Below are 25,793 nucleotides of genomic sequence, written 5' to 3' on the forward strand. Positions count from 1 at the left end.
TTCCGTGTGGGTGGTTTGGGGGGCGGTGGGCGCGGCCGGCCGGGTCTCCGCCGGGGGCTTCTGGCGGGTGGGCGCCGGCCCCGGTCCGGCGACCCTCGACACGGGCTGGGGAAGCTGGTGCTTAGCACTGCCTCCAGGCGAAGTGGTAGGTGGTGGAGATGCTGCCGTCGGTGGAGTCCATGGTCAGGAAGCTGGCGTCGGTCGAGGTGCCCTTGGCCACCCGCAGCTCGGTGTTGATGTTGAGGTTGCGCAGTTCCCCGCACGGGTGCCAGACGACGGCCGCGACGGGGACCTCGTCACTGACGAACCAGTTGTCGTCCAGCGGTGCGGTGACCGGGTGCGTGGTGAAGGTGCTCTGGCTCATGCCCTGGAAGTAGTAGTTCGCCCGTTGCGAGGCCGTGGCGCCGCGCTGGAGCAGGCCGTACCCGCGGTAGTCGACCTTGGTGATCGCGAAGGTGAAGCCCTGGGGCACGTGCACCAGCACGTTGAGCTGGCAGTTCTTGCGGCCTTCGGTGGTGGCGATGCCCGGGCCGGCCTGGGCCAGGTACTCGCTGTAGATGGCGGTGAAGGCGGTGTTGTCCGGTGAGACGGCGACGTCCGCCGTACCGGGCCGGCAGCCGGATCCGGCCATGGCCACCAGGTCGATGACGATGTGGTCGGACGGCGGATCCTCCAGCGGGTTTCCGGCGGAGGCGGGCGAGGCCGCGGTCAACGAGGCGGCGATCAACGCCAGCACCGCTCCCCCACGCACCAGCAATTTACGCATGGAACTCCCTTCGAGTAACGACGACAATGCACACGCGGGACCGATGTTATGGGCGGACATTGAGGAACGTCAATAAAACGTTGTCCGGTCTCATTGTGCGGTAATTGGGAGGCGTCATACAGGTGGTTAGGTGATTACGCGTGACCGCGCAAAGCCGCACACCACATCTTCAGGATTATTCGGGCGGAAGGTGGTGGCGAATAGCCCCGAATTATCCGCTTAGCTGGGCACCTGCAGCATGCAGACCGCATCCACCCAGGAACGGCGGATCATCAACTCAGATAGATGAACACCAATGCTTGTCTGGAGCATGACAGCTGACTAACATTCCGTACCGAACGCCGTCCGACCGCGTTGAGCAGTTCAGGGTCAAATATTGGAAGCCTTCCAGAATGCACCGTCAGAAACGAGAGGAATACCATGATCAAGAGCCTCGTCGGCGTAAGACATACGGCTCTCGCCGTAATGGGCACAGTTCTTGCGCTGTCGCTGTCCACGCCGGCGCACGCCGAGGCCGCCGCCGTCCCGGACGGCAACGTCACCTTCGAGGTGATAGCCGCCAACGGGTCGGGGTGCGCGCCCGGCACGGCCACCGTGATCGCCGACTCCGACAAGACAGGCTTCCGGATCAGGTACCACGACTTCGTGGCTGAAGCCGGCGGCAGCGCCGACCCCACCGACCGCCGGAAGAACTGCCAGGTCGGCGTGCTGGTCACGGTGCCGGCCGGCTGGACCTTCGCCGTCGCCGAGGCGGACTACCGGGGCCGCGCCCGGCTCTACTCCGGCGCGACCGCCCTGCAGCGCACGAACTACTACTGGCAGGGATCGTCGGCGAACAACAACAACGACGAGACGTTCGCCGGTCCGCTCAACGGCTTCTGGTCGACCAGGGACGTCGCCCCCGTGCTGGTCTACGCCCCCTGCTCGGAGCAGCGGGTCCTGAACGTCAACACCGAGCTGCGCATCGACCCCGGCACGTCCAGCGGCCGCAGCACCATGTCGATGCGGTCCAGCGAGGGCGACGTGGACACCCTGTTCAACTTCAGCTGGATCCGGTGCTGATGCCGTAACGAGCCGTCTCGGCACCTCGGCCGGTCACGAAGGACTCCCCCGGAATCCTTCGTGACCGCGGCTCACTCCGGCAGCTGCCACAGCTCGCCGGTGCCGATCAGGAAGACGTCACCACCGACGGCCACTGTGCGCACGGCGTCGCTCGGGCCGTACGCGGTGATGGTCATCCCGCTCGGGCGGCCGGCGAAGCGGCCCTGCCGCAGAGTCGCCGGGACGCCGTCGGCGATCCGGCCGTGCCGGCGCAGATAGGCCGCCACGCAGCCGGCGGCACTTCCGGTGGCCACGTCCTCGACGATGCCGTCGTTGTTCCAGTGCCGCCCCTCCAGACCGGCCCCGTCCAGCAGGTAGGCGAACTGGGCGCCGGCTCCGGCCAGTGGCACCTCGAGATCCTCGATGATCCGGGCCCGGGCCAGGGCGTCGGGCCGCACCGGCAGGATCAGGTATCGCAGCCCGGTGCTGACCACCTCGGCGGGCAGGCCGGTGTCGAGATCCTCCGGACCCAGCGAGAACAACGAGAGCAGGTCCGCCACCTCAGGAGTGCCGAGGAAGTCCGGGGCGCCCTGCTCCAGCACACCGGCGTACCGTCCGGAGGAGTGCCGCCGGGTCGTGACCCGGACCGTGCGGGCCGGCAGCCGCAGCGTCCAGGTCTCGCTGTCGGCCGTGCCGTGCAGTGCGTGCAGCACGCAGGCCGCCCCGACCACCGGATGACCGGCGAAGTCGAGCTCCTCCAGCAGATCGAAGACCCGGGCCACCCAGCCCTCGCCGTCACGGGTCAGAAAGATGGACTCGAAGTGACGCAGCTCGCGGGTGATCGCCGCCATCTGCTCGCCGCCGAGACCGGCGGCCTGCGCGAAGACCGCGAGACTGTTGCCGCTGCAGGCCCGGCTGCCGAAGACATCGACGTGGTGGTAGCGCAGCCGGTGCGGATCATCGGGTGGGGTCACCCGGCAAAGTCTCGGCGGTGCGGCGCGCGAAGTCGAGACCGCCGAGCCGGTGCACGGTGGCCGGGTCGGCGAACACGACGATGCGGGCGATCCCCGTCGCGGTCGTCGTGATCATGCCGACCCCGAAGGCCTCGTACGAGCCGTCGGCCGTGCGATGCCAGGCGGCGAAACCCGCTTCCCCGTTCAGGCCGGCCGGCCGCATGCGCCACTCGCCCGGCGAGCCCAGGGCCTGGTGGGCCAGATACCGCAGGCAGGTCTTCTTGCCGGAGTACCAGCTGCGCACCGGTACGGCCTCCAGCACGGCGTCCGCCCGCAACAGCCGCTCGATGGCGTCGATGTCCGCGGCCTCGAAGGCGGCCAGATATCCGCGCAGCAGCTCACGCGCCCGGGGATGGCTCGGCTCCACCACGTCGTCCATGCTCGGCGTGACCTCCTCGATGCGGCGCCGGGCGCGCTGCAGCAGGCTCTTCACGGCAGGCGTGGTGGTGTCGAGGCTCCTGGCCACCTCGGCCGCAGGCCAGGCCAGCACGTCCCGCAGGATCAGCACGGCCCGCTGTTTCGGCGGCAGGTACTGCAGGCTGGCGATCAGGGCCAGCCGGAGCGAGTCGCGGGAGATCACCGTCGCCTCCGGGTCGTCGGGCGCGGCGGCGAACAGCGCGTCGGGCACCGGCTGGATCCACCTGGTGCCGGGAGCCCCGAGCACGGGCGGCGCGTACGGGTCGTCGCTGGGCGCGCCGAGCCCGGACGGCAGCACGCGGCGCTCGCGGTGCTGCAACGCCGTCAGGCAGGCGTTGGTCGCGATCCGGTAGAGCCAGGTGCGCAGCGACGCCCGCCCCTCGAAGCCGCCGTACGACTTCCAGGCCCGCAGGTACGTCTCCTGCACCAGGTCCTCGGCGTCGTCGACCGAACCGGTCATGCGGTAGCAGTGGGCGAGCAGCTCGCGGCGGAACGCCTCGGCCCGGGCGGTGAACTCGTCATCGGCGCCCCCACTGTCCCTGGTGCTCGGCATTTGTCGTCCTTCCGTACCGGTGGCTGGCCGCGAGCGCACACTCCGGCCCACAGTGACAGACCTCGCGGTCGGCCCGAAGGAATCGGATGTAAAACTTTTTAGACATCGTGTCAAAGATTTGCTACCTTCGGCATGTCAAACATTCTGTACATCGAGGGGGCCGCTCGTGACGCACGAGGAGAAACGCGCGTGGATCAGGCTGGTGGTGGCCGTCCTCGGCTACGCCGTCTACGTCGTCGTCATCGCCGGCCGCGCCGACGGGCGCCCCCTGGCCTCGGTGCCGTACGCGGGGCTTCTGCTGTGGACGATCGGCGCGGCCATCGTCACCTCGATCATCGCCGAGATCGTGATGGCCGTGGGCAACCCGCGCGCCTCCCGCCTCACCGACGACCGCGACCGGGAGATCGGCCGGCTCGGCGAGCACGTCGGGCAGTCGTTCGTCGTGCTCGGCGCGGTCGCCGCGATGGGCATGGCGATGGCCCGGTGGGAGCCGTTCTGGATCGCCAACGTGATCTACCTGTGCTTCGTGCTGTCGGCGGTCCTCGGCGGCATCACCAAGGTCGTCGTCTACCGCCGGAGCCTGCCGCAATGGTGAAGCCGACGCAGGTCACCAACAGCATCCGCGCGTTGCGCTTCGCGCACGGCGAGATGACCCAGGCCGAGCTGGCCGACCGGATCGGCGTGACCCGGCAGACCCTCATCGCCATCGAGCAGGGGCGCTACTCGCCCTCGCTGGAGATGGCCTTCCGGATCGCCCGGGTGTTCCGGGCGCCGCTCGACGACGTGTTCCAGTATCCCGACGACCCCGAGGAGAAGCAGTGAAAGCCATAGCCCAGGACAGGTACGGCTCAGCCGACGTCCTCCAGCTCCGCGAGGTCGACCCGCCGACGGCCGGCGACCGGGAGGTGCTCCTCGAGGTGCATGCGGCCGGGGTCGACCCGGGCGTGTGGATCTACATGACCGGCCGGCCGTACGCGGCGCGCCTGGCCTTCGGGCTGCTCCGGCCCCACGTGGCGGTGCGCGGCCTGGACGTCGCCGGCGTGGTGACCGCGGTCGGCGCCGGGGTCACCCGCTTCCGGCCGGGCGACGAGGTCTACGGGACCTGCGCGACCGGCTCGTTCGCCGAGCAGGCGACCGCGAAGGAGGACCGGCTCGCCGTCAAACCGGCCGCGCTCTCCTTCGCGCAGGCGGCGGCGACCCCGGTCTCCGGCGTCACCGCCCTGCAGAGCATGCGCGACGGTGGCGTGCGGGCCGGCCGGCGGGTGCTGATCACCGGTGCGGGCGGCGGCGTCGGGACCTTCGCGGTCCAGCTGGCCAAGGCGTACGGGGCGAGCGTCACCGGCGTCTGCAGCACTGCCAAGGCCGACCTGGTCCGCTCCCTGGGCGCCGACGATGTCATCGACTACACCCGGCACGAGGTCGACCGCGACGGCCCGGTGTACGACGTCGTCATCGACACCGCGGGCAACCGGCCGCTGTCACTGCTGCGCCGGGCCGCCACGCCGCCCGGCACCATCGCCCTGGTCGGGGGCGGGCACGCGCAGGGCCGGATCATGGGCGGCTTCCAGCGCCAGATGGCCGCGCCACTGCTGTCGTCCTTCATGAGCCAGCGGCTGTGCGGCGTGACCGCCCGGGTGCGCGCCGAGGAGCTCGCCGAGCTGAGCCCGCTGCTCGAGTCGGGCCAGGTCACGCCGGTGATCGGCCACAGCTACCCGCTGACCGGGGCCGCCGGGGCGATCCGCGACCTGTCGGCGGGCAGCTACCCGGGCAAGCTCGTCATCACGATCTGACAGCCGCACGGCTGTCCGATCATGACCATTCGCAGGAGGGGTGTCCGGCACTGTCGCATTTGGCCTGTCTGCCATGAACCGCCGTCTTCGTTACTCCGTGGCCGCCGCAGCCGGCGCCGCTGTCCTCGGCACCGTGGCCGTCGCTCTGCCGGCCGAGGCCACCACCCCGAATTCCGCGGCACCGGCGCGACGAACTGCGGCCCCCTCGGCACCACGGCGGTCGGCACCACTCCACCGACCCCTCCGGCCCCGACCAAGCCGTCCCCGCCCGAGCCCACGACATCGCCGACCCCCACGCCGACCATCACCAAGCCCACGCCGCCCACCACGACCACGACACCGCCTCCGGTCGAGCCTCCACTGGAGACCCCGCCGACCTTCATCGGCTGAAGCCTCACCGCTGCCCGGCACGGCGGCGGAACGACGCGGTCAGACCCTGCGGTGTCAGCAGGCCACCGAAGTCCGGGGTGCCGCCGTTGCCGGGCGCGATGCTCACGTCGTACTCCCGCACCAGCCAGAAGGTGCTCAGCACCAGCTGGATCATCCCCAGCTGCGTGCCCACGCAGACCCTCGGCCCCGCGCCGAACGGCAGGTAGGTGTGGCGCTGCAGCGGGGCCCGCGGCTCGAGCCACCGTTGTGGGTCGAAGGTCTCCGGGTCGCGCCACCACCGTTCGTCGCGGTGCAAGGCGTACAGGCTGAACAGGACCTGGTCTCCCCGGTCGAGCCGCCACTCGCCCAGGGTGGTCGCCCGCCGGGCGGTCCGGCCGATCAGCCAGGTCGGCGGGCGCAGCCGCAGCACCTCTTTGACGAACGCCTCCGTGTACGGCAGTGAGGTCGTCGCCGGCGCCACCTGAGTGTCGTGGGCGGCGGCCTCCCGTTCGACCGCGCGCCGCACCTCCGGGTGAGCCACGAGGTCGTGCACGATCCAGGTCAGGGCGGCCGCCGGGACGCCGTACGCGGCCAGCATGATGCCCCGGATCAGCCGCTCGACCTGCAGGTCGCTGAGCGCGGGCGCGTCCGCGGCCAGCAGCACGTCGAGCAGGTCCGGCGCGGTGCCGGCCGCGGGCGGGCCGGCGGCCTTGCGCCGGCGCACCACCTCGGTCATCGCCGCCACGGTGGCCTCCCGTGCCCGGACGAAACGCCGCACCCGGCGCGACGGCCACCACTGCGGCACCATGTAGGAGCTGCGGGACAGCGGGTCCAGCGCTTCGGTGTTCTCCGCGATGACGGCGGGCAGGCCCTCGGCGTCGCGGCTGACGCAGAAGTCGGCGATCGCCCGGCCGAAGTAGTCCTTCATCACGGCGAGCACGTCGACGTCGCCGGGCCCGGCCTGCCGCAGGGACCGGTCGAAGATGGCGCGCAGCCGCAGTGCGTGAGCCTCGGCCACCGTTCTGTTCAGCCCGCGCCAGCCGCGACGCCGGGCGCTCATCCACAGCTCCGCGCCCGCCGCGGTCTCCTCCTCGTCGGTGCGCACCGCCAGCGGCACGGTCTCGGCCAGGAAGTCGTCGTTCGTGCGGCTGAGAATGTCGTGGATCAACGCCGGATCGGCAATCACCACGGTACGGGGATCGAAGGAGAAGACGTCGCCGTATTCGCGCCGGCACCTTTCCAGAAATGCGACGCGGTCCTGGTCGTAATCGACGACGTTACCGAAGAATCGATGACCGCGCGGACCCGGCGGCCGGACCGGCAGAGCAGGGACAGTCGTCATGCGGAACCCCCTTGGCGCGGGCCGGCGGGCGGGGTGCGCCCGCCGGCCCGCTGCTTCCCGACGAGCCGGACGCCTACTTGCCGAACGTCCAGTACAGGTACAGGCCGCCCATGCGGGTCCGGCCGAAGAGCCGGGCAGTCAGGTGCCTCGCGTACGTCTTCATGGTTTCCTCCCGTGTCGACAGGGCGATTGCGCGGCGTGCGGAATCGCGTCCGACGTCTGGCGTCGCGACCTCGATCAGCGTAGGGAAGACCATCGGAACGGTCGCCCGCAGAACCGGCAATTGTCATCATCTGAACAAGCGTTCAGGTGGGTGTCACGGTAATTGTCATTCAGTTCAGTCGATGCGAAATGCTCGGCGCGACGGATATCCGCAGCGTGTCGCCCGGGTCACCGTGCCGGCCGGCTTCTCCGCCGGGGCCACCGCCGCCATCGGGCGCAGCCTGCTGGTCACGGACTGGCGGCTGCTGCTGGTGTCGCACGACGTGAGCCGCCTCCGCGAGGGCCTGGCCCGCCGTACGGTGCGGACCGCGGACGCCGTGCTGGAATACGAGGTGATCGAGCTGGTCCACGGTTGCGTGTCCTGCACCCTGCGCGAGGACGTGCTGCCCACATCGCTGCGCCTGGCCCGGGAGCGGCCGGACAGCAACATCCTGCTGGCGCTGCCGCCGGTCGTCGAGCCCGGGAACGTCGCGGCCGTGTGTGCGCATGCCGGCGCCGAGGACCGGCGGGGTGTGGCCGACGTCGTCGTCCGGCAGGTCGAGTACGCCGACACGATCGTCGTCTGGGGCTTCCCGCAGCACGACGCCCTCGACGACGCGCCCGGCTCGCCCCCTGGGCCACCCACCTCCGCGTCGGCGACAGCGGCACCATCGACTGCACCGCCCTGGCCGCCCGGCTGCGCCGCACCGGCCGCCACGATCCGCGGACCCCGGGCATCCTCGGCCGCGCCCTCGAGGACTTCCCGATCGGGATCGACGACCCGGCCGGTGAGCACGGGGCGAGCTCGGTGCTGTTCCGCTCCCGGCGCCCGTTCCACCCCGTACGGCTGCACGCGGCCCTGGGCGAGCTGACCACCGGGACGCTGCGCGGGCGGGGCCAGCTGTGGATCGCCAGCCAGCCGGACGCCGCCAACGGCTGGGAGTCCGCCGGTGGCGGCGTCAGCCTGGGCACCCTGGGCTACTGGCTCGCCGCACTGCCGGCCGAACGGTGGCCCGAGACCAGCGTGCTGCGCCGGATGGCGGCCGACGTCGACTGGGATCCCTACTACGGCGATCGCCGCACGGTGCTGGCGCTGGTCGGCCTCGACCTCGACGCCGCGGCGGTCATCGCCCGGCTGACCGGGTGCCTGCTCACCGACGACGAGCCGGTCGACGGCTTCGAGACGTGGCCCGGCTGGACCGACCCGTTTGCCGGCTTCTTCCTCCTGACCGACGACATCAGCCCAGCCTGAGCGGACCGGGGGTTCAGGTCAGGCGTTCGGCGTAGTGCAGGACCTCCTGGACGAGCCGCTTGGTCGGGTCGCCACTGAGTGTGTAGTAGACGTGGCGGCCCCGGCGTTCCCGCCGTACCAGCCGGGCGTCGCGCAGGAAACGCAAGTGGTGGGCCACTCCCGTGACGTCCGTACGCATCGCCTCGGCCAGCACGGCCGGGGTGGACTCCCCCGCCTGCAACAGCACGAGGATGTGCAGCCGGTGCTCGTACGCCATGCCCCGCAGGACGGCTACCGCCCGTTCCAGCGCGACTTCCATCTCGCTCATGCCGGCACCACCCGGCCGGGGATCCGGACCAGCAGCGACGACAGCAGCAGTGTCACGGTGGCGACCAGCGTGATGCTCGCCCCGGCGGCCAGGTTCCACCGGCTCGAGACGTACAGGCCGCCGAGGCCGCTGAGCACGCCGAACGCCATGGCCAGCGCGGTGATGACCGGCAGCCGGTGCGACCACATCCGGGCCGCCGCGGCCGGGGCGACGATCAGGGCGAGGGCGAGGATCGTGCCGACGGCCGGTACGACCGTCACCACGACCACCTCGATCGTGAACAGCAGCACCACGTCCCAGCCCGTGGTGGCGAAGCCGGCCGCCCGGGCGCCGGTGCGGTCGAAGCCGGTGAACAGCAGCGGGCGCGCGCCGATCGCGAGGACGCCGGCGACCACGACGAGCACCACCGCCGTCGTCACGAGGTCCTGCGGGCTCACCGTCAGCACCGAGCCGACCAGGAAGGACGACAGGTCGCGGCTGAAGCCGTTCTGGGTGGCGACGAGTCCGGCGCCCAGGGCGAAGCCGCCGGAGAGGACCACGCCGGTGGCCGCGGCCGCGTTCTGGCCCGGGCGGCGGCTCAGCGCGGCCACGACGAGGGCCACGACGGCGCCCGCCGCCACGCCCCCGACGAAGATGTTGACGCCGATGATCGACGCGGCCACCACTCCGGGGAAGGTCGCGTGGGTCAGGGCCATCGTGAAGAACGACAGCCGCCGCAGCACGACCTGCACACCGATGAGGCCGGCCAGCGCGCCCACGAGGATCACCTCGGCGGTGGCGCGGTGCAGGGCGTCGTCCCACCAGTTCATGACACCGACCGGCGCATCCGGGCCCGGAGCAGACCGACGGGCAGGAGGATCAGGTACGCGGCCACGAGCAGCAGCACCACCGTCGAGGCGGACGTCAGGTTGATCCCGTGGTCGACGGAGGCCGTCCAGCTCAGCAGCAGTCCCCCGTAGCCGGCCGCGAGAATCAGCACTGTGCCCACCAGAGCCATCGCCGCGAGGCGGTGAGTCAGCATGCGCGCCGCCGCCGCGGGCACGATCAGCAGGGCCACGACCAGGATCGTGCCGACCGCGCGGACCGCGGCGACCACCACCAGGGCGACCAGCACGTTGAGCCACAGGTCGAGCCAGCCGACCCGGTAGCCCGCGGCGGCGGCCCCGGCCGGATCGAACGTGCGGAACAGCAGCGCCCGCGCGCCGAGGGCGAGCGGAGCGAGGATCACGACCGCGAGGACCGCGGTCTCGGCGATCTGCCGCGGCGTCACGGTGAGGATCCGCCCGAACAGGAACGTCGTCAGGTCATTGGTGTACGACGACCGGCGCGACACGAGCGCCACCCCGATCGAGAACATCGCGGTGAGCACGACGGCGGTGGACGCGTCGTCGGACAGCGCCCCGCCCCGGGTGAGCAGGGTGAGCACGCCCGCGGTGAGCACGGCGGCGAGCAGGGCGCCGGCGAAGATGCCCTCGACGCCGCCGGCGAGGAAGCCGATGACGACGCCGGGGAAGACGGTGTGGGTGAGCGCGTCCGAGACGAACGACAGCCGGCGGGCGAAGACGAAGACGCTGACCGGACCGCAGACGAGCGCGAGCAGGGCCAGCTCGGCCAGGGCGCGGCCCATGAACGGCGTGGTGAAGGGCGCGATCATGTCTCGACCAGGACCGTACGGCCGTCGGCGAGATCGACCGCGTGGCCGCCGTACGTGCGGCGCAGCGGCCCGGCCGTGAGGATCTCGCCCGGCGGTCCCACCGCCCATTGCCGGCCGTTGAGCAGGCAGACCTGGTCGGCCAGGTCGCGCGCGACCGTGAGGTCGTGGGTGCTCAGCACCAGCGCGGTGCCGGCCGCGGTCAGTTCGCGCAGCACCGCCACGATGGCCTCCTGACTGATCGCGTCGACGCCGTTGAAGGGTTCGTCGAGCAGCAGCAGCCGCGGCTCGGCGGCGAGCGCGCGGGCGAGCAGCACGCGCTGGCGCTGCCCGCCGGAGAGCACGCCGAACGGCCGGCCCGCCCGGTCGGCCAGGCCGACCCGGTCCAGCGCCTCCCGGGCGATCCGGCGGTCGGCGGCGCGGGTGGGCCGCCACCAGCCGATCCGCCGGTACCGGCCCATCAGGACCACCTGGGCCGCGGTGACCGGGAAGCCGGCGTCCAGGGTGTCCAGCTGGGGCACGTAGCCGGTCAGGCCGCGGGCCTGGGCCGGGGCGCGGCCGAGCACGGACGCCGTCCCGCCGAGCACCTGGGCCAGACCCAGCACGGCCTTGATCAGAGTGGACTTGCCGGCGCCGTTCGGGCCGACCAGGACGAGGCGCTGCCCGGCCGGCAGGTCCAGGTCGACGTGGGTCAGCACGGGCGTGCCGCGGTAGCCGGCGGTCACGCCGGAGAACCGCAGGGCGGCGCCGGCCACCGCGACATCGCTCATGTCAGCCGCCCAGTGCCGAGACGATGACCCGGGTGTTGTGCTCCTCGGCGCCGAGGTAGGTGCCCTGCGGGGTGCCGGGTGCGCCGAGACTGTCGCCGTACAGGGCGTCCTCGCCGCCGACCACCTTGACCCCGGCCTGCTTGGCGATGGCCTCGGCGGTCTTGGGCGGCAGCGAGCTCTCGGTGAAGATGGCCCGGGTGCCGGTCGCCCTGATCTTCGCGACCAGGTCGGTGAGCTGCTTGGCGGACAGCTCGGCCGAGGTGTCCAGGCTGGGGATGACCGAGCCGACGAACTCCAGCTTGTACCGGTCCACGTAGTACCCGAAGGCGTCGTGGTTGGTGACCAGCTTGCGCTGGGCCACGGGCAGCTTGGCGAAGGCGGCCTCGTTGTCGGCGTCCAGCTTGTCGAGCTCGGCCGCGTAGGCGGTGAGGTTGGCCGCGAAGGTGGCCGCGTGGGCCGGGTCGGCCGCGGCCAGGCCCTTCTCGATGCCGGTGACCATGATCTTCGCGTTGCGCGGGTCGTGCCAGATGTGCGGGTCGTGCTCCTCGTCCGCGTGCCCGGCTTCGGGCTCCCCTCCCTCTCCCTCCTCGTGGCCGCCCTCACGCAGGGTCACACCCTGGCTCGCGTCCACAATGGTGCCCCGGAAGCCGGACGACTCGATGGTCTGGTCGAGCCAGGCCTCGAGGCCGACGCCGTTCTTGACGACCAGCCCGGCGGCACCGATGGCCTGGATGTCGGCCGGGGTGGGCTCGTACTCGTGCGGGTCGACGTTGGGCTTGATGAGCTGGGTCACGGTGACGTCGGCGCCGCCGATGGTGCGGACGAAATCGGCGACCTCGGGGGTGGTGGCGACCACGGCCAGGGACGTGCCGCTCGACGCGGTGCCGCCGCTCGCGCCGGCACCGTCTGAGCCGCATCCGGCGGCGAGCAGGGCTGCCGCGGCGGCTGCGGCGAGGGAGAATTTCCGGGGGGTTCGCATGATCAACGCTCCTGTCGGCAAGAACCGGAACGGTAATCGTTTTCACTAAGAATCGTCTAATGGCAAAGTGACCATGCGTGCCGCGCGGAAACCGGGCTGCGGGCCTGTCGTCGCGTTGCTAGCGTGCGCCGACGACAACGGGGCGGTACGGGGATGAACGAGATGAACTGCTCGACGTGTGGCGTCCGGCTCACCCACGCCGGCCAGGGCCACCGCTGCATGGGCGGCACGGTGCCGCAGGTGGTGCTGCCGCTACGGTGGCAGATCGCATGGTGGGCACTGCTGCTGCTCACCGCGGCACTCGGCACCCGCTCCCTGACCAAGGCCGCGATCGCCGCCGATGTGCTCGAGTCGTCCGGCAGACAGATTCCCGTCGTGCTCTCCGCTGCCCTGGCGGCTGCCCTGGTGGTGACGTTCGTGGTCTGGGCCCGCCTCACGAAGGCCATCGTCGAAGCCCACGGCGGCACGACCGCCGTGGTCCGCAACCGGGCGCTGTCCGGCGCGGCGGTCCTCGTCGTGGTGTCCCTCGTGCTGTCGTCGGACACGGCGCCGTTCCACCTTGTCCGGGTCGCTGCCGCGGCACTGTTGCTCGTCGGCGTGGCTGTCGCACGAGCGAAAATCGAGTCGTGGCTCGCGAGCGCGGACCGGCCGTCCGGCGCCGGAGCCGAGACGGTGGCGGCGCCATCGTGGAACGGCTCACCGTCCCCGGAGCCGCGACCGGAGGACCGGGACGCCGGCCGCTGGGACCCGGAGATCCAGGCTGACATCGAACGCCGGGGCCACGGCGAGTCGCGCTGAGTCGTCAGAGGCTGACGACCTGGCCGGTGCGGCGGGCCCGTTCGGCCGCCCACACCACCCGGTGGCTCGCCAGGCTCGCGGCCGCGTCCGACGACACCAGGCTCGGGTCGCCCGCCGCGACCGCGGCCAGGAACGCCTCCACCAGCCCCTCGTCGCCACCGCCGTGACCGTCCGAGGCGGACGGGCCGCCCGCCTCCACCGAGTCGATCGTCGTCTCGGCACCGGTGCGGAAGTCGACGTGGCGCAGCGTCCGGCCGTCGCCGTCGAGGTAGCCGTGGGTACCCATCAGCCGGGTGTGGCGGTGCTCCATCGGGGTGAACGCGCTCATCGTGAACGAGCAGGTCGCACCGCCCGTGAACTCCATCGTCACCACCTGGTGGTCGACCACGTCGTTGTCGGCGGTGTAGACACAGCGGCCGTACGGGCCGGTGCGCAGCGCCTCCAGCACCGCCCGCTCGGTGGGCTCCGGGGTCACCGCGCCGAGCGGCCAGAAGTGCTGCTCCGGATCCGCGAGCGCGCCGAGGTAGAGCCGCTTCGCCGAGTACGGGCACACCGGCTCGACCGGGCAGTCCAGGCACCGGTCCGCGGCCCCCTCCGGGCGTTGCTCGGCCCGGAAGTGGGTGCGGCTGCCGAAGGAGCTGACCCGCTCGGGCAGGCCGCCGAAGAGGTGCACCAGCCAGTCGATGTCGTGGCAGGACTTGGTCAGCAGCATCGGCCCGGACTCGTCCTCCCGGCGCCAGTTGCCGCGCACGAAGGAGTGCGCGTGGTGCCACCAGCCCACCGGCTCGAGGTGCTCCACGCTGACCAGCCGCCCGATGCGGCCCTCGTCGAGCAGGCCCTTCACCAGCTTGGTGTACGGCGTGTACCGCAGCACGTGGCACACCGCGAGGATGACGCCGTTGCGGACCGCCACCGCGGCGATCTCGGCCGCCTCGGTCTCGGTCGGCGCCATCGGCTTCTCCAGCAGCAGGTGGTAGCCGAGGTCGGCCAGGGCCACCGCCGGGGCGAGGTGCAGACGGTCCTGGGTCGCGAGGATCGCGGCCTCGGCGAGCCGGCCCGCGGCGGCCAGCTCCGTCCAGTCCGCGTGGACCCGGTCGGCGGGGATCTCGAACTCGGCCGCCACACTCGCCCGGCGGCGCGGGTCCGGCTCGGCGACCGCGACGATCCGGCCCTGACCGGTGGCCACGGCGTGCCGGGCGTACGTCTGACCGCGCAGCCCGGCCCCGACCAGGGCGAGAGTGACCATCTAGCGCGCCGCGGTGGTCGTCGCGGTGAGCAGGCGCAGCGCGCCGTCGACCGTCGTGGCCATCGCCGTGCGCGCCGACGCCAGATACCGGCGCGGATCGACCAGGGCGGCGTTGCCGTCCAGCGACTCCCGGACCGCGCCGGTGAAAGCACTGTTCAGGGCCGTGCCGATATTGATCTTGACCATTCCGCCGCGGACCGCGGCGATCAGCTCGTCATCCGGTACGCCGGAGGAGCCGTGCAGCACCAGCGGCACCGGCACCGCCGCCCGCAGCCGGGCGATCAGGTCGTGGTCCAGCCGGGCCGTCCGGCTGTGCATGGCATGCGAGGAGCCGACCGCGACGGCGAGCGCGTCGACCCCGGTGGCGGCCACATAGGCGGCGGCCTCGACCGGGTCGGTCCGTACGCCGGGCGCGTGCGCACCGTCCTTGCCGCCGACCTCGCCCAGCTCACTCTCGACCCACAGCCCCTGCGCGTGGCCCCGCCGCACCGCGGCCGCGGTCGCGTGGACATTCGCGCCGTAGCCCAGCTTCGACGCGTCGTACATGACCGAGCCGAAGCCGTTGGCCGCCGCCTGGTCGAAGAGCTCGTCGCTCTCCACGTGGTCCAGGTGCAGGCCCACCGGCACCGTGGCAGCCTCGGCGATGGCCCGGGCGGCCGCGGCGATCGGGGCGAGCCGGCCGTGGTGGAAACGCACGGCGTTCTCGCTGATCTGCAGGATCACCGGCAGGCCGGCCCGCTCAGCCCCGGTGACGATGGCCTCGGCGTGCTCGACGGTGATGACGTTGAACGCGCCCACGCCACCGCCGGCCGACCGGGCCCGGGCGACGATCTCGCCGGTGGGGGTGTACAAGGTGGATCCCCTCTCAGGCCGCGCTGACCCGCACGGCGGGCAGCAGGCGGCGGTAGGTGTCCTCGTCGACGCGGCCGGCCAGCGGCGCGGCGACGGCCGCGGCGGACAGAGCGATCGCGTCGGCCAGCAGATGCGGCCAGGGCGTGCGGTCCCGCAGGCCGCGGGCCAGGGCGGCGACGCAGGCGTCGCCCGCGCCGGTGGGATTTCCGGCGAACCGCTCCGGGGGTACGCCGCGCCAGGCGCCCTGCCCGGTGAGGGCGAGCAGGCCGAGTGGCCCGCGGGAGACGACGACGGCCCGGGCCCCGTGGTCGAGGGCCACCGCCGCGTCGGCGACCTCCCGCCCGTCCGCCGCCACACCTGCGGCGCTCCGGGTCGCGGCCAGGACGGGCCGCGGGGCTTCGAGCAGGGCGTTGAGCTCGGCGGCGTTGGGCTTGGCGAGGTCGGGACCGGCGGCGAGGCCGTGCCGCAGAGCCTCGCCGCTGGTGTCGAGGACCGTGGGCACTCCGGCCGCCGCGGCGAGACGGATCAGGGTGGCGTACCCGTCGATCGGGACACCCGGCGGGAGCGAACCGCTGAGCGCCACCACCGACGCCCCGGCCAGCAGACCGGTGAAGTGCTCGGTGAAAGCGGCCCACTCCCCTGCCGTGACCCGCGGTCCTGGCTCCCAGAAGCCGGTCGCGTCGTCCCGGTCGGCGACCGCGACCGTGCGGCGGGTCTCGCCCGCGATGGCCACGAACGCGGCCGGCACCCCGGTGCCGGCCAGCAGGCCGGTCACCCGGTCACCGGTCGGGCCACCCAGCAGGCCGGTCGCCAGCACCGGCTCGCCGAGCGCGTGCAGCACCGTGGCCACGTTGAGCCCCTTGCCGCCGGGCCGCTCGGCGACCGTCGAGACGCGGTGGGTGCCGTGCGGCACCAGCGCGTCGACCTGGTACGTGAGGTCGAGCGCCGGGTTCAGGGTGACCGTGACGATCATCGGGTCAGCAGGACTGGTAGACGTAGGTGCCGCTGCCGGGCGCGGTGACGTCGACGTCGCGGCGTACCACCGACACGCGCGCGCCGACCGCCGTGCAGGCCTTCTTGAAGGCGCCGCTGGTGTACTCGATCACGATCAGGTTGGCGCCGTACACGTCGGTGTAGGCGTCGCACTCGCCGTACCGGCCGCACTCCTCGGCGATCGCGAAGTCGAGCCCGGCGGCCTTGCCCTGTCCGTCCAGGGTGGTGGTGTTCTTCTGGGCGATGGCCAGTCCGGCGCTGTGCGCGTGCGGCGCGAGCAGCCGCAGGTACGCCACCGCCTGGTCGCGGGTGAGCAGGCCCGCGAACCGGTCGTACGTGTCGATGTTGTCCGGCTCCACCGCCTGGAAGCCCTTGGCGGCGCACCCGTCGATCCAGCCGTTGACGATGGCCGCCAGGGCGGTGCGCTTGGCCGGGGTGCGGATGTCGAGCACCATCTCGTCCCAGGCGCCGTCGATGACGTACCGGCCCTTGGCGTCGCGCAGCAGCAGGTCGTCGTGGTGCTGCTGCCACCAGGTGGCCTCCTGCGGCTGCACCTGGAAGGCGTTGACGTAGCAGATGTTGTAGAGGCCGGCGGCCGGCGCGGCCTCGCGGTCGCGGCTGACGACCCGGACCCCGGCGGGCGGGGTGTAGGCCTGGCCGATCTGGTAGTCGAAGGCGGCGTTGACCGGCGGCAGCGTGTACGCCGCGGCGATCCGGGCGGTGGTGCCCGCGTCGGCGTGCAGGGTGAACCCGATGGCGACCGTGAGGGCGGCCGCTCCGGCGACGATCCAGCGGCGAACGGTACGGGTGATCACGACTGAGACTCCCGGCGATGCTCAGGGATCTGCCCCGCCTCGGGTGCGGTGCGGGCCACCCTGGCGCAGGAGGTGCCGGGCTGGTTACCGGCTGGGCTCGATCGTTGTCAGCGATTCAACTGATCGAACGCACACGTGTCAATAGTCGTTTGTGCGCGTATGGTGCTGTCGGGCCGCCTTCCAGGGGTGGAAAAAGGCAAGTGCGCAATTCAGATTGTTCATTTGGACAGTCGTCGAGGAGCGGAGGACTTCATGGACGTGCTCGTGGTGGGCGACGCCAACCCGGACCTGGTGCTGCGCGGCGACGTACGCCCGCGCTTCGGCCAGGCCGAGCAGTTGCTGACCGGCGCGGACCTGGTCCTCGGCGGATCGGCGGCGATCACCGCGGCCGGCTGCGCCCGGCTGGGCCTGACGACCTCGCTGCTCACCGCGATCGGCGACGACGTGTTCGGCGACATCACCCGCGAGCGCCTCACCGAGCGCGGCGTGCGGCTGATCCAGCCGCGCACGGCGACCGGCCTGCCCACCGGGCTCAGCGTGATCCTCACCCCGCCCGAGGACGACCGGGCGATCCTCACCCTGCCAGGCACGATCCCCACACTGCGGCCGGAGGACGTCACCGACGAGCACCTGGCCGCGACCCGGCACCTGCACGTGGCGTCGCTCTACCTGCAGCCACAACTGGCAGCCGGGCTGGCCGGCGTGTTCGAACGGGCCCGGGCGCGCGGGGTCGGCACGTCACTGGACACCAACTGGGACCCGGCCGAGAAGTGGGAGTCGATCGCGGACGTGCTCGCCCACACCGACGTGTTCCTGCCCAACGCCAACGAGCTGCGCGCGGTCACCGGCGAGCAGGACGTCGAGGTGGCCGCGGCCGGCCTGGTCGCGGCGGGCACGACCGTGGTGATGAAGAACGGCGCGGCGGGGGCCCGGGCGTGGTGGCCGGGCGGCGAGGCCACGGCGCCGGGGCGAGCGGTCGAGGTGGTGGACACGACCGGCGCGGGCGACAGTTTCAACGCCGGCTTCCTGGCCGGGCGGCTCGCCGGACTGCCGGTGGCCGAGGCGATCGGGTGGGCGGCCGCGGCCGGCTCCCTGAGCACCCGGGCCGCCGGCGGGACAGCCGCCCAGGCCACCCGCGACGAGCTGGGCTGAGTCTTAAATCAACGCTGGTTGGCAATACGATGGCGGGATGACGGCCCCCGATGACCTCGATTCCGGCCTGGCGGCGCTGAGCGCGCTGACCGACGGAGTGCGCCGCGCGGCCTACCGGGCGGTCCTGGCCGCCGGCACCGCCCCGGTCGGCCGCGACGAGGTGGCCGAGGCGCTCGGCGTCGGCCGCACCCTGGCGGCGTTCCACCTGGACAAGCTGGTCGACGCCGGCCTGCTGGAGGTCTCCTACGCCCGCCGCACCGGCCGCACCGGACCGGGCGCGGGCCGCCCGGCGAAGCTCTACCGGGCTTCGGCCGCCGAGCACGCGGTGAGTGTGCCGCCGCGTGACTACCGCTCGGCCGCCGAGCTGCTGGCCGAGTCCGTGGAGCGCAGCGGCGCCGACACCGCCCTGTTCGACGTGGCGCGCGAGCACGGCCGCCGTACGCCGCCCGGCACGGATGTCCGCGAGTTGCTGACCGCGCACGGCTATCTGCCGGTGGAGACGCCGGCCGGGATCCAGCTGACCAACTGCCCGTTCCACCGGCTCGCCGAGCAGTTCCCGCCGCTGATCTGCGGCATGAACCTGGCCCTGGTCAACGGTTTGCTGGAGGGTTCCGGCGCGGCCGCCGGCTGGCAGGCCCGGATGGACGCCGCTCCCGGGCGCTGCTGCGTCGTCGTGTCTAAAAACAAATCTGATTGACAGTACAGATACGGGTCTGCTGTGCTGCTGGTATGACGAGCGCATTTCAGCTGGCCCAGTTCAACGTCGCCCGCCTCCGGGCACCGCTCACCGACCCGTCCAACGTGGACTTCGTGGTCGGGCTGGAACTGATCAATGCCCTGGCCGACTCGGCCCCCGGCTTCGTGTGGCGGCTGGCCGAGGGCCCGGACGGCGACGCCACCGCCGTCCGGCCCCTGGACCCGGACATCATCGTCACGCTGTCGGTGTGGGACTCGATCGAGTCGCTGCGCGCATTCTCGTACCAGAGCGCCCACCTGGACTACCTGCGCCGCCGCCGCGACTGGTTCCTGCCGCACGACCGGCCGGCCTCGCTGGTGCTGTGGTGGATCCCGGCCGGCCACGTCCCGACCGTCGAGGAGGCGTGCGAGCGGCTCGAGCTGGTGGCCGCCGGAGCGTCGCCCGAGGCGTTCACGTTCCGGCAGGCCTTCCCCGCTCCGGCGCTGAGCGCTATCCCTTCAGACCGCTGAACGTCATGGTGGCGATGAACCGCTTCTGGGCCACCAGGAACGCGATGATCAGCGGCATCGTGGCGATCACGTTGCCGGCCATCAGCTGCGACCATTCCGTACGCCGGGTGCCCTGGAAGCTGGCCAGCCCGACCTGCAGCGTGAACCGGTTGTCGTCGCTGATCGCCACCAGCGGCCAGAGCAGGTCGTTCCAGCTCGACAGCAGCGTGAAGATGGCCAGCGTGGCCAGCGCCGGACGGGCCAGCGGCAGCACCACGCTGATGAAGGTGCGCAGCGTGCTGCAACCGTCGAGGCGGGCCGCCTCCTCCAGCTCGACCGGCAGCGACAGGAAGAACTGCCGCATCAGGAAGATGCCGAACGCCGACGCCAGCCAGGGCACGAACGCGGCGGCCAGGGTGTCGACGATGCCGGCCCGGGCGAACATCAGGTACGTCGGGATCATCAGCAGCTGCATCGGGATCATCACCGTGGCCACGACGGCGAGGAAGGCCAGGCCACGCCCGGCGAACTTGAGGCGGGCGAAACCGTAGCCGGCCAGCGAGCACAGGATCAGATGCGAGCCCACCGCGATCGCCGACACCAGCACGGTGTTGGCGAACCATCGCAGGATGTGCGACTCGTTCAGCAGCGCGCGGTACCCGCTGAGGTGCAGGCTGGTGGGGATGAACCTCGGCGGGAACTGGTTGATCTCCTGAGCGGTCATGAACGAGGTCAGCACCATCTGCACCAGCGGCAGGACGAAGACCAGCGCCAGTGGCATGAGCAGCAGGTGCCAGGGGCTGAACGGCAGGCGGCGCTGCCTGAGGGAAACCGGGCTCGACATCAGAAGGCCCCCGATCCGGAACGGCGGTTGTACCAGATGACGCCGACGGTCAGCACCATCGTCACGGCGAAGAGCAGGTAGGCGACGGCTGCGCCGTACCCCAGCCGCTGGGTCTGGAAGGCCAGCTCGTAGATGTAGTAGACGACGGTCTGGGTGCTGTTCAGCGGCCCGCCCCGGGTCGTGGTGTAGATCAGGTCGAACAACTGCATCGCCGTGATGGTCTGCCAGATCGCGGTGAAGACGGTCACCGGGCGCAGCTCCGGCAGCGTGATGTGCCGGAAGACGCGCCACTTGCCGGCACCGTCCACGGTGGCCGCCTCGACCAGTTCCTTGGGGATGTCCTGCAGGGCGGCGAGGTAGATGACCGCGCAGAAGCCGACCTCGCCCCAGAGCGCGATCAGGCAGATGACGATCAGCGCCTGACCCGGGCTCTCCAGGAACTGCTGGGCCGGCAGCCCCAGCCGGCGCAACGCCTCGTTGGCCGCGCCGAACTGCGGGTTGAACACGAAACTGGCCAGGATGCCGGTCGCGGCGGCCGACGCCACGTACGGCACGAAGATGCAGGTGCGGTAGAAGCCGATGAGCCGGATCTTCTGGTTCAGGGCCACCGCGATCAGGATGCCGAGCAGGATCGAGCCCGGCACGAACAGCACCGTCAGCACCAGGGTGTGCTGGGCCGCCGCGATCGCGTCCGGGTCGGTCGCGATCCGCTGGTAGTTGCGCCAGCCGACGTCGGTGGCCGGCGCGATCCCGTTCCACTTGGTCCGCGAGATGAAGAACGCCCAGACCGCCGGGAAGATCGACAGGCCGACCACCAGCAGGGTCGCCGGCCCGGCGAACCCCCACCCGGTCAGCGAGCGGCGGGCCGCCCGGCCGCGCGCCGAGCGCGGCCGGGGTTCCTCGGGGCTGCGCGTACGCGGCGTCGCGGCGAACGTGAGTGTCATCAGTTCTCCAGGGCGTCGGCCGACTTGCGGGCCGCCTCGTCGAGGGCCTCCTTCGGCTGGGCGGCGCCCTGCAGCACCTTGGCGATGCCGTCACCGACGTTGCGCGACATCACCTCGTAGCCGGCGACCGTCGGCCGGGCCTGCTTCGCATTGGCCAGGTTGTCGAAGAACTTCTGCCCACCCGGGTACTCCTTGACGTACGCCGCGAACTCGGGCGTGCTCTGCTCGGACGACCGCAGCGGCAGATTACCGACGGCGAGGTTCCACTTGGCGTCGATCTGCGCGCTGGTCAGCCATTTGATGAAGTCGCGCGAGGCGCCGGCCCGGTTGGCGTCCTCGTGGTCGAAGAGCACCCAGAGGTCGGGACCGGACACGGTCTGGTGGTCGCCGTTGACCCCGGGCAACGCGGCCACGCCGTAGTCGAGCTTGGCGTCCTTGATCTCCAGCAGTGACCACGGTCCGGAGAGCATCATGGCGACGTGGCCGCTGTTGAACAGCCGGGTGTACTTCTCGTCGGTCTGGTCGAGATACATCGACTTGTCGTCGACGGCCATCGCCCGCAGGGTCTCCAGAGCCTTCACGCCGGCCTCGGAGTTGAAGGTCGGCTTGGTGCCCTCCAGGATCTTGCCGCCGTTCTGCCAGAGCAGCGGCCACAGGTGCCAGGTGGTGTCCTCACTGCCGGACACCGAGTAGGCGGTGCCGTAGGTGCGCGACGCCGGGTCGGTCAGCTTCTTGGCGGCGGCGCGGAACTGCTCCCAGGACCAGTCGTCGGTGGGATAGGCCTCGCCGGCGGCGTCGAAGATCTTCTTGTTGTAGATCAGGGCCAGGTTGTCGACCAGTGCCGGGATACCGATCACCTTGCCGTCCGAGGTGGCCACCGTACGGGCGGCCGCCGGCATCTCGGTCCAGGCGAAGGTCGGGTCGGCCACGAAGGCGGTCAGGTCCTGGGTCTTGCCGCTGGCGGCCAGGTCGCCGGCCCAGTTGCCGAACGCGTACGAGATGTCGGGGTAACTACCGCCCGCGAAGCCGGCGGAAAGCTTGGTGAGCAGGTCGTCCGTGGTGGGCGCACCCGCCGAGGTCTTGATCGTGACGTTGGGGTGGGCGGCGTGGTACTCGGCGGCCAGGCCCTCGGCGACCTTCTCGGCCTCCGAGGTCTGCCCGGTCCACCAGGTGAGGGTCACCGCCGCCGCGGGGTCGTACCCCGCCGCCGCGTCCTTGCCGTCGCTCTCGCCGCCCGTGCAGGCCGCGCTCAGGAGCAGTGCCGCGCTCGCGGCCGCCAGCAGCCGGGTCCGCCGGCCGCGCCGAGTGGAGGTCATCCCTGTACCTACTTTCGTCACACCGCGTCGGTGAGGACGACGGATCTGGTGAGCAGCCGGGGGCGGTCGGGGTCGAGGCCGCGGTGCGCGGCCAGGGCCAGAGCGAAACGCTGGGCGAGGACCAGCTGGGCGAGGGGGTCGCGGTCGTCGCGGTAGGTGGTGGCTCCCGCCGTACGGCCGACCTCGTCGAGCGCGAGCGGCACGTCGCCGAACGAGAAGACGAGGCTGCGGGACCCGGCCACCGCGACCGGACCGTGCCGGAAGTCCATCGCCGGGTACGACTCCGAGTAGGCCTGCGCCGCCTCGCGGACCTTCAGCGCCGCCTCGTGGGCGAGCCCGACCGTCCAGCCGGTGCCCAGGAACACCAGGTGATCGATGTCGGCCGGGTCGGCCGGCAGCGGCGCCTCGAGGGCGGCGGTGCCGTCCGCGACCAGGTGACTCAGGTCCGCCCCGAACGCGGCCCGGGCCAGGGCCAGCACCGTGGTCGGGAAGCGGGTCTGCACCACGCTGCGCTCGTCGGCGAAGTCGAGCAGCAGCCGGGTCTCGGCGAGCGTGTCGACCGGTTCACCGGCGACGGCGGTGACCGCCACCCGGTGGGTGCCCCGCGGCACCTGGCGCAGCGCGTCGAGCACCTCGGTCGAGGTGCCCGAGCGGGTGATCGCCACGACACGGTCGTAACGGCGCCGGGGCACGTACTCGGAGGCGCACACCGCGTCGGTCTCGCCGAGACCGGCGCTCTCCCGCAGCTCGGCGATGCTCTGGGCGACGAACCACGAGGTGCCGCAGCCCAGGATCAGCATCCGCTGTCCCGGCACGGCGAGCTCGCGGCGGGCCTGGGCGGTCAGGCCGAGGCCCTGTTCCCAGACGGCGGGCTGGCTGGCGATTTCCTCCGACGTGTCGTTCATGGTCGAGGATTATGCTCGTTTGTTTTCGCTTCACAAGGTTCTGCGTCCAAACGAGCATTCCACGCTGCGCGTCTTGGAGCCTTCACCGCAACGCCTCGGGGATCAGGTCGCCGTGCGCCGCGGTCAGCTCGTCACACAATGCCCAGATCTGCTCCACCGGCAGGGTGGCCGCGGTGTTGGGGTCGACCATCGCCGCCTGCCGCACCATGCGCTTGTCGCCGGTGATCGCCGCCTGCACGGTCAGCTGACCCACGTTGACAAAGCCGCGGTTCAGCGCGGCGCACTGCGGGGGCAGCGCGCCGACCCGTTCCGGGCGTACGCCCAGAGCGTCGACCACGCAGGGCACCTCGACGGCGTAGTCCTCGGGCAGGTTGCTGATCAGCCCGTGGTTGGCGACATTGCCGTGGATGCGGCGCAGAGTCCCGGTGACCATGCTGTGGATGACCTGCGGGGCGTACTCGGTGGCGTCGCGGCTGACATCAAGAGGCTCGCCGGCCAGCACGGACTTGCGCACCGCGTGGTACTCGGCCACGTTGTCCGCGCTGATCCGCAGGTAGTCGCCGACCGGGATGCGCAGCCGCTCGATCTCCGCGTCGTCGTGCAGATACCAGGGCAGGTACTCCGAGGAGTGCTCGCTGGTCTCGGTCGGGAAGTAGCCCAGCCGCGAGTACATGTCCATCCGCACGCGGCGGCGCAGCTCGGGATCCCGGGCGAGCAGCTCGTCCAGCCGTGGATACAGGCTCTGGCCGCGGTGCTCGAAGCGCAGCAGCCACGCCTGGTGGTTCACTCCGGCTCCGGTGTAGTCGACTTCCTCGTACGGGATGCCGAGCAGCTCGCTCAGGTCGCGCACGGTCCAGTAGACCGAGTGGCACAGGCCGACGGCCTTGAGCTCGGGGGCGACGGCCGCGAGGTAGCCGACGTTCATCGCCATCGGGTTGGTGTAGTTGAGCAGCCACGCGCCCGGGCACAGCTCGCGCATGTCCCGGGCGATGCCCTCGAGCACGGGGAAGGTGCGCAGCGCGCGGAAGATGCCGCCGACGCCGAGGGTGTCGCCGATGGTCTGGCGCAGCCCGTACTTCGCCGGGATCTCGAAGTCGCGCACGGTGGCGGCGTGCATGCCGACCTGGATGGCGTTGATGACGAAGTCGGCGCCGTCGAGCACGGCCCGGCGGTCCAGGCTCGTGGTGATGACGGGCCGGGCGCCGAGCTGCTCGGCCGTACGGCGGGCGATCGCCTCGGCCGTCTCCAGGCGTTCGGCGTCGATGTCGTGCAGGGCGAGGGTGACCCCGCGCAGCTCGTCGAAGGAGAGGATGTCGGCGAGCAGCTCACGGGTGAACACGACGCTGCCCGCGCCGAGGAAAGCGATCACTGTCATGGCGGGATTGTTGGCGGTTACGCCCCAAGCGCGCAAGGAAATCTGGTGTATCGCTTGGAAACGAACTACAGTGACTGCGCGTTTGATCATTCCTTCCTGATGAGGGCCCATGCCACAGAGTTCGCTGCGCCGCGCCGACCGGGTGTCGGCCATCCTCGAGCGGGTGGCCAGCCACGGCTCCGTCGACGCCGGGCACCTGGCCGACGAGTTCCGCGTCTCCCCCGCCACGATCCGCCGCGACCTGCAGGTCCTGGAGGACCAGCGGTTGCTGTCGCGCACCCACGGCGGCGCCGTGGCGGTCGACGTCGCCTACGAGCTGCCCGTGCGCTACCGGGTGGGCCAGCACCGCGAGGAGAAGGCCCTGGTGGCGCAGAAGGTGGCGGCGCTGCTGCCCAAGGGCCCGCTGACCCTGGGCCTGACCGGCGGCACGACCACCCACCTGCTGGCCCGGCTGCTGGCGGAGCGCGTCGACCTGACCGTGGTGACGAACGCGCTGAACATCGCCGCCGAGCTGGCCCTGCGTCCCCGGCTCAAGCTGATCATGACCGGTGGCGTGTCCCGCACGCAGTCGTACGAGCTCGTCGGGCCGCTCGCGGACCAGGCGCTGGCCGGCCTGAACATGGCGGTGGCGGTGGTCGGGGTGGACGGCATCAGCGCCCGCGGCGGCCTGACGACCCACGACGAGATCGAGGCGAACACCAACGCGGTGATGATCCGGCGGGCCGACCGGGTCATCGTGGTGGCGGACGGCTCGAAGGTGGGCAAGGTGTGCCTGGCCGGCATCTGCGCGATCACCGACGTGGCGACGCTGGTCACCGACACGAGCGCGGATCCGGCCGGCATCGAGGCCATCCGCCGGGCCGGCACCGAGGTGATCGTGGCCAGCGCCGCGAGCTGAATCGGCCCGGGCGGAGTAC

29 protein-coding genes are annotated in these 25,793 nt (G+C 71.7%); 11 read left to right on the forward strand and 18 right to left on the reverse strand.

The window, feature by feature from the left end; translation table 11 throughout:
- Positions 1-121 precede the first annotated feature (121 nt).
- On the reverse strand, positions 122-766 hold the full coding sequence (locus ACWEOZ_RS33070) for a DUF4360 domain-containing protein (protein ID WP_451914599.1): 645 nt from the start codon (positions 764-766) through the stop codon (positions 122-124).
- Between the two features lie 465 nt (positions 767-1,231).
- Between ACWEOZ_RS33070 and ACWEOZ_RS33075 the strand changes: the two genes are divergently transcribed.
- Positions 1,232-1,828 (forward strand): DUF4360 domain-containing protein, encoded by a 597-nt coding sequence (locus tag ACWEOZ_RS33075; RefSeq protein ID WP_451914600.1) that lies wholly within the window; start codon positions 1,232-1,234, stop codon positions 1,826-1,828.
- 71 nt (positions 1,829-1,899) lie between these two features.
- On the opposite strand, the gene ACWEOZ_RS33080 is transcribed toward ACWEOZ_RS33075, so the two are convergent.
- Both ACWEOZ_RS33080 and ACWEOZ_RS33085 read right to left on the reverse strand, forming a co-directional pair.
- Positions 1,900-2,781: a PhzF family phenazine biosynthesis protein gene (locus ACWEOZ_RS33080; RefSeq protein ID WP_451914601.1), complete on the reverse strand. Its 882-nt coding sequence runs from the start codon at positions 2,779-2,781 to the stop codon at positions 1,900-1,902.
- Positions 2,765-3,790 (reverse strand): sigma-70 family RNA polymerase sigma factor, encoded by a 1,026-nt coding sequence (locus ACWEOZ_RS33085; RefSeq protein WP_451914602.1) that lies wholly within the window; start codon positions 3,788-3,790, stop codon positions 2,765-2,767. Before ACWEOZ_RS33085 ends, ACWEOZ_RS33080 begins: the two co-directional genes overlap by 17 nt.
- A 166-nt stretch (positions 3,791-3,956) precedes the next feature.
- Between ACWEOZ_RS33085 and ACWEOZ_RS33090 the strand changes: the two genes are divergently transcribed.
- The 3 genes from ACWEOZ_RS33090 to ACWEOZ_RS33100 are packed head-to-tail and all read left to right on the forward strand — an operon-like array spanning position 3,957 to position 5,580.
- Positions 3,957-4,385: a hypothetical protein gene (locus ACWEOZ_RS33090; RefSeq protein WP_451914603.1), complete on the forward strand. Its 429-nt coding sequence runs from the start codon at positions 3,957-3,959 to the stop codon at positions 4,383-4,385.
- Positions 4,379-4,612 (forward strand): helix-turn-helix transcriptional regulator, encoded by a 234-nt coding sequence (locus ACWEOZ_RS33095; protein ID WP_451914604.1) that lies wholly within the window; start codon positions 4,379-4,381, stop codon positions 4,610-4,612. Before ACWEOZ_RS33090 ends, ACWEOZ_RS33095 begins: the two co-directional genes overlap by 7 nt.
- Positions 4,609-5,580 (forward strand): NAD(P)-dependent alcohol dehydrogenase, encoded by a 972-nt coding sequence (locus ACWEOZ_RS33100; RefSeq protein ID WP_451914605.1) that lies wholly within the window; start codon positions 4,609-4,611, stop codon positions 5,578-5,580. The genes ACWEOZ_RS33095 and ACWEOZ_RS33100 overlap by 4 nt, the downstream gene beginning before the upstream one ends.
- A 394-nt stretch (positions 5,581-5,974) precedes the next feature.
- Here ACWEOZ_RS33100 and ACWEOZ_RS33105 read toward each other — a convergent pair whose 3' ends face one another.
- Positions 5,975-7,291: a cytochrome P450 gene (locus tag ACWEOZ_RS33105; RefSeq protein ID WP_451914606.1), complete on the reverse strand. Its 1,317-nt coding sequence runs from the start codon at positions 7,289-7,291 to the stop codon at positions 5,975-5,977.
- 344 nt (positions 7,292-7,635) lie between these two features.
- On the opposite strand from ACWEOZ_RS33105, the gene ACWEOZ_RS33110 reads away from it, so the two are divergent.
- Positions 7,636-8,364, forward strand: coding sequence for a hypothetical protein (locus ACWEOZ_RS33110; RefSeq protein WP_451914607.1), 729 nt, complete (start codon positions 7,636-7,638; stop codon positions 8,362-8,364).
- Positions 8,301-8,744 carry a GTP-binding protein gene (locus ACWEOZ_RS33115; protein WP_451914608.1) on the forward strand — a complete coding sequence of 148 codons (444 nt, stop codon included), beginning with the start codon at positions 8,301-8,303 and terminating at the stop codon, positions 8,742-8,744. Before ACWEOZ_RS33110 ends, ACWEOZ_RS33115 begins: the two co-directional genes overlap by 64 nt.
- Before the next feature lie 13 nt (positions 8,745-8,757).
- Here the strand turns inward: ACWEOZ_RS33115 and ACWEOZ_RS33120 are convergent, their stop codons facing one another.
- From ACWEOZ_RS33120 to ACWEOZ_RS33140, 5 genes are read right to left on the reverse strand one after another with little or no spacing between them, the layout of a single operon-like run.
- Positions 8,758-9,051 carry an ArsR/SmtB family transcription factor gene (locus ACWEOZ_RS33120; protein WP_451914609.1) on the reverse strand — a complete coding sequence of 98 codons (294 nt, stop codon included), beginning with the start codon at positions 9,049-9,051 and terminating at the stop codon, positions 8,758-8,760.
- Positions 9,048-9,860, reverse strand: a complete 813-nt coding sequence (locus tag ACWEOZ_RS33125) for a metal ABC transporter permease (RefSeq protein ID WP_451914610.1) — start codon at positions 9,858-9,860, stop codon at positions 9,048-9,050. Before ACWEOZ_RS33125 ends, ACWEOZ_RS33120 begins: the two co-directional genes overlap by 4 nt.
- The gene (locus tag ACWEOZ_RS33130) at positions 9,857-10,705 is read right to left on the reverse strand and encodes a metal ABC transporter permease (protein WP_451914611.1); all 849 of its coding nucleotides are present in this window, start codon (positions 10,703-10,705) and stop codon (positions 9,857-9,859) included. The genes ACWEOZ_RS33125 and ACWEOZ_RS33130 overlap by 4 nt, the downstream gene beginning before the upstream one ends.
- On the reverse strand, positions 10,702-11,472 hold the full coding sequence (locus ACWEOZ_RS33135) for a metal ABC transporter ATP-binding protein (protein ID WP_451914612.1): 771 nt from the start codon (positions 11,470-11,472) through the stop codon (positions 10,702-10,704). Before ACWEOZ_RS33135 ends, ACWEOZ_RS33130 begins: the two co-directional genes overlap by 4 nt.
- A gap of 1 nt (position 11,473) precedes the next feature.
- Entirely contained in the window at positions 11,474-12,451 is a 978-nt protein-coding gene (locus tag ACWEOZ_RS33140) for a metal ABC transporter substrate-binding protein (RefSeq protein ID WP_451914613.1), read from the reverse strand.
- 153 nt (positions 12,452-12,604) lie between these two features.
- Here ACWEOZ_RS33140 and ACWEOZ_RS33145 point away from each other — a divergent pair, with 153 nt between their 5' ends.
- Positions 12,605-13,249 (forward strand): hypothetical protein, encoded by a 645-nt coding sequence (locus ACWEOZ_RS33145; RefSeq protein ID WP_451914614.1) that lies wholly within the window; start codon positions 12,605-12,607, stop codon positions 13,247-13,249.
- Positions 13,250-13,253: 4 nt separating this feature from the next.
- Here ACWEOZ_RS33145 and ACWEOZ_RS33150 read toward each other — a convergent pair whose 3' ends face one another.
- The 4 genes from ACWEOZ_RS33150 to ACWEOZ_RS33165 are packed head-to-tail and all read right to left on the reverse strand — an operon-like array spanning position 13,254 to position 17,155.
- On the reverse strand, positions 13,254-14,495 hold the full coding sequence (locus tag ACWEOZ_RS33150; protein WP_451914615.1) for a Gfo/Idh/MocA family protein: 1,242 nt from the start codon (positions 14,493-14,495) through the stop codon (positions 13,254-13,256).
- Positions 14,496-15,347 (reverse strand): class II fructose-bisphosphate aldolase, encoded by an 852-nt coding sequence (locus ACWEOZ_RS33155; RefSeq protein ID WP_451914616.1) that lies wholly within the window; start codon positions 15,345-15,347, stop codon positions 14,496-14,498.
- A 13-nt stretch (positions 15,348-15,360) separates the two neighbouring features.
- Positions 15,361-16,320, reverse strand: a complete 960-nt coding sequence (locus ACWEOZ_RS33160; protein ID WP_451914617.1) for a 1-phosphofructokinase family hexose kinase — start codon at positions 16,318-16,320, stop codon at positions 15,361-15,363.
- A 4-nt stretch (positions 16,321-16,324) separates the two neighbouring features.
- The gene (locus tag ACWEOZ_RS33165) at positions 16,325-17,155 is read right to left on the reverse strand and encodes an endo alpha-1,4 polygalactosaminidase (protein WP_451914618.1); all 831 of its coding nucleotides are present in this window, start codon (positions 17,153-17,155) and stop codon (positions 16,325-16,327) included.
- A gap of 252 nt (positions 17,156-17,407) precedes the next feature.
- Between ACWEOZ_RS33165 and ACWEOZ_RS33170 the strand changes: the two genes are divergently transcribed.
- The 3 genes from ACWEOZ_RS33170 to ACWEOZ_RS33180 are packed head-to-tail and all read left to right on the forward strand — an operon-like array spanning position 17,408 to position 19,513.
- Positions 17,408-18,307, forward strand: a complete 900-nt coding sequence (locus tag ACWEOZ_RS33170; protein WP_451914619.1) for a carbohydrate kinase family protein — start codon at positions 17,408-17,410, stop codon at positions 18,305-18,307.
- 37 nt (positions 18,308-18,344) lie between these two features.
- Positions 18,345-19,004 (forward strand): helix-turn-helix transcriptional regulator, encoded by a 660-nt coding sequence (locus ACWEOZ_RS33175; RefSeq protein ID WP_451914620.1) that lies wholly within the window; start codon positions 18,345-18,347, stop codon positions 19,002-19,004.
- Between the two features lie 32 nt (positions 19,005-19,036).
- The gene (locus tag ACWEOZ_RS33180; RefSeq protein ID WP_451914621.1) at positions 19,037-19,513 is read left to right on the forward strand and encodes a DUF3291 domain-containing protein; all 477 of its coding nucleotides are present in this window, start codon (positions 19,037-19,039) and stop codon (positions 19,511-19,513) included.
- Here the strand turns inward: ACWEOZ_RS33180 and ACWEOZ_RS33185 are convergent.
- The 5 genes from ACWEOZ_RS33185 to melA all read right to left on the reverse strand — a co-directional run bounded on the left by ACWEOZ_RS33185 (position 19,494) and on the right by melA (position 24,876).
- Entirely contained in the window at positions 19,494-20,336 is an 843-nt protein-coding gene (locus ACWEOZ_RS33185; protein WP_451914622.1) for a carbohydrate ABC transporter permease, read from the reverse strand. The two genes, ACWEOZ_RS33180 and ACWEOZ_RS33185, sit on opposite strands and share 20 nt — an antisense overlap.
- Positions 20,336-21,280 carry a carbohydrate ABC transporter permease gene (locus ACWEOZ_RS33190; protein ID WP_451914623.1) on the reverse strand — a complete coding sequence of 315 codons (945 nt, stop codon included), beginning with the start codon at positions 21,278-21,280 and terminating at the stop codon, positions 20,336-20,338. The genes ACWEOZ_RS33185 and ACWEOZ_RS33190 overlap by 1 nt, the downstream gene beginning before the upstream one ends.
- The gene (locus ACWEOZ_RS33195) at positions 21,280-22,596 is read right to left on the reverse strand and encodes an ABC transporter substrate-binding protein (RefSeq protein ID WP_451914624.1); all 1,317 of its coding nucleotides are present in this window, start codon (positions 22,594-22,596) and stop codon (positions 21,280-21,282) included. The genes ACWEOZ_RS33190 and ACWEOZ_RS33195 overlap by 1 nt, the downstream gene beginning before the upstream one ends.
- A gap of 17 nt (positions 22,597-22,613) precedes the next feature.
- Positions 22,614-23,501: an SIS domain-containing protein gene (locus tag ACWEOZ_RS33200; protein WP_451914625.1), complete on the reverse strand. Its 888-nt coding sequence runs from the start codon at positions 23,499-23,501 to the stop codon at positions 22,614-22,616.
- Between the two features lie 82 nt (positions 23,502-23,583).
- Positions 23,584-24,876, reverse strand: a complete 1,293-nt coding sequence (gene melA / locus ACWEOZ_RS33205) for an alpha-galactosidase (protein WP_451914626.1) — start codon at positions 24,874-24,876, stop codon at positions 23,584-23,586.
- A gap of 109 nt (positions 24,877-24,985) precedes the next feature.
- Here melA and ACWEOZ_RS33210 point away from each other — a divergent pair, with 109 nt between their 5' ends.
- Positions 24,986-25,774 (forward strand): DeoR/GlpR family DNA-binding transcription regulator, encoded by a 789-nt coding sequence (locus ACWEOZ_RS33210; RefSeq protein ID WP_451914627.1) that lies wholly within the window; start codon positions 24,986-24,988, stop codon positions 25,772-25,774.
- Positions 25,775-25,793: the final 19 nt, after the last annotated feature.

This window comes from Actinoplanes sp. NPDC004185 (assembly GCF_053603475.1).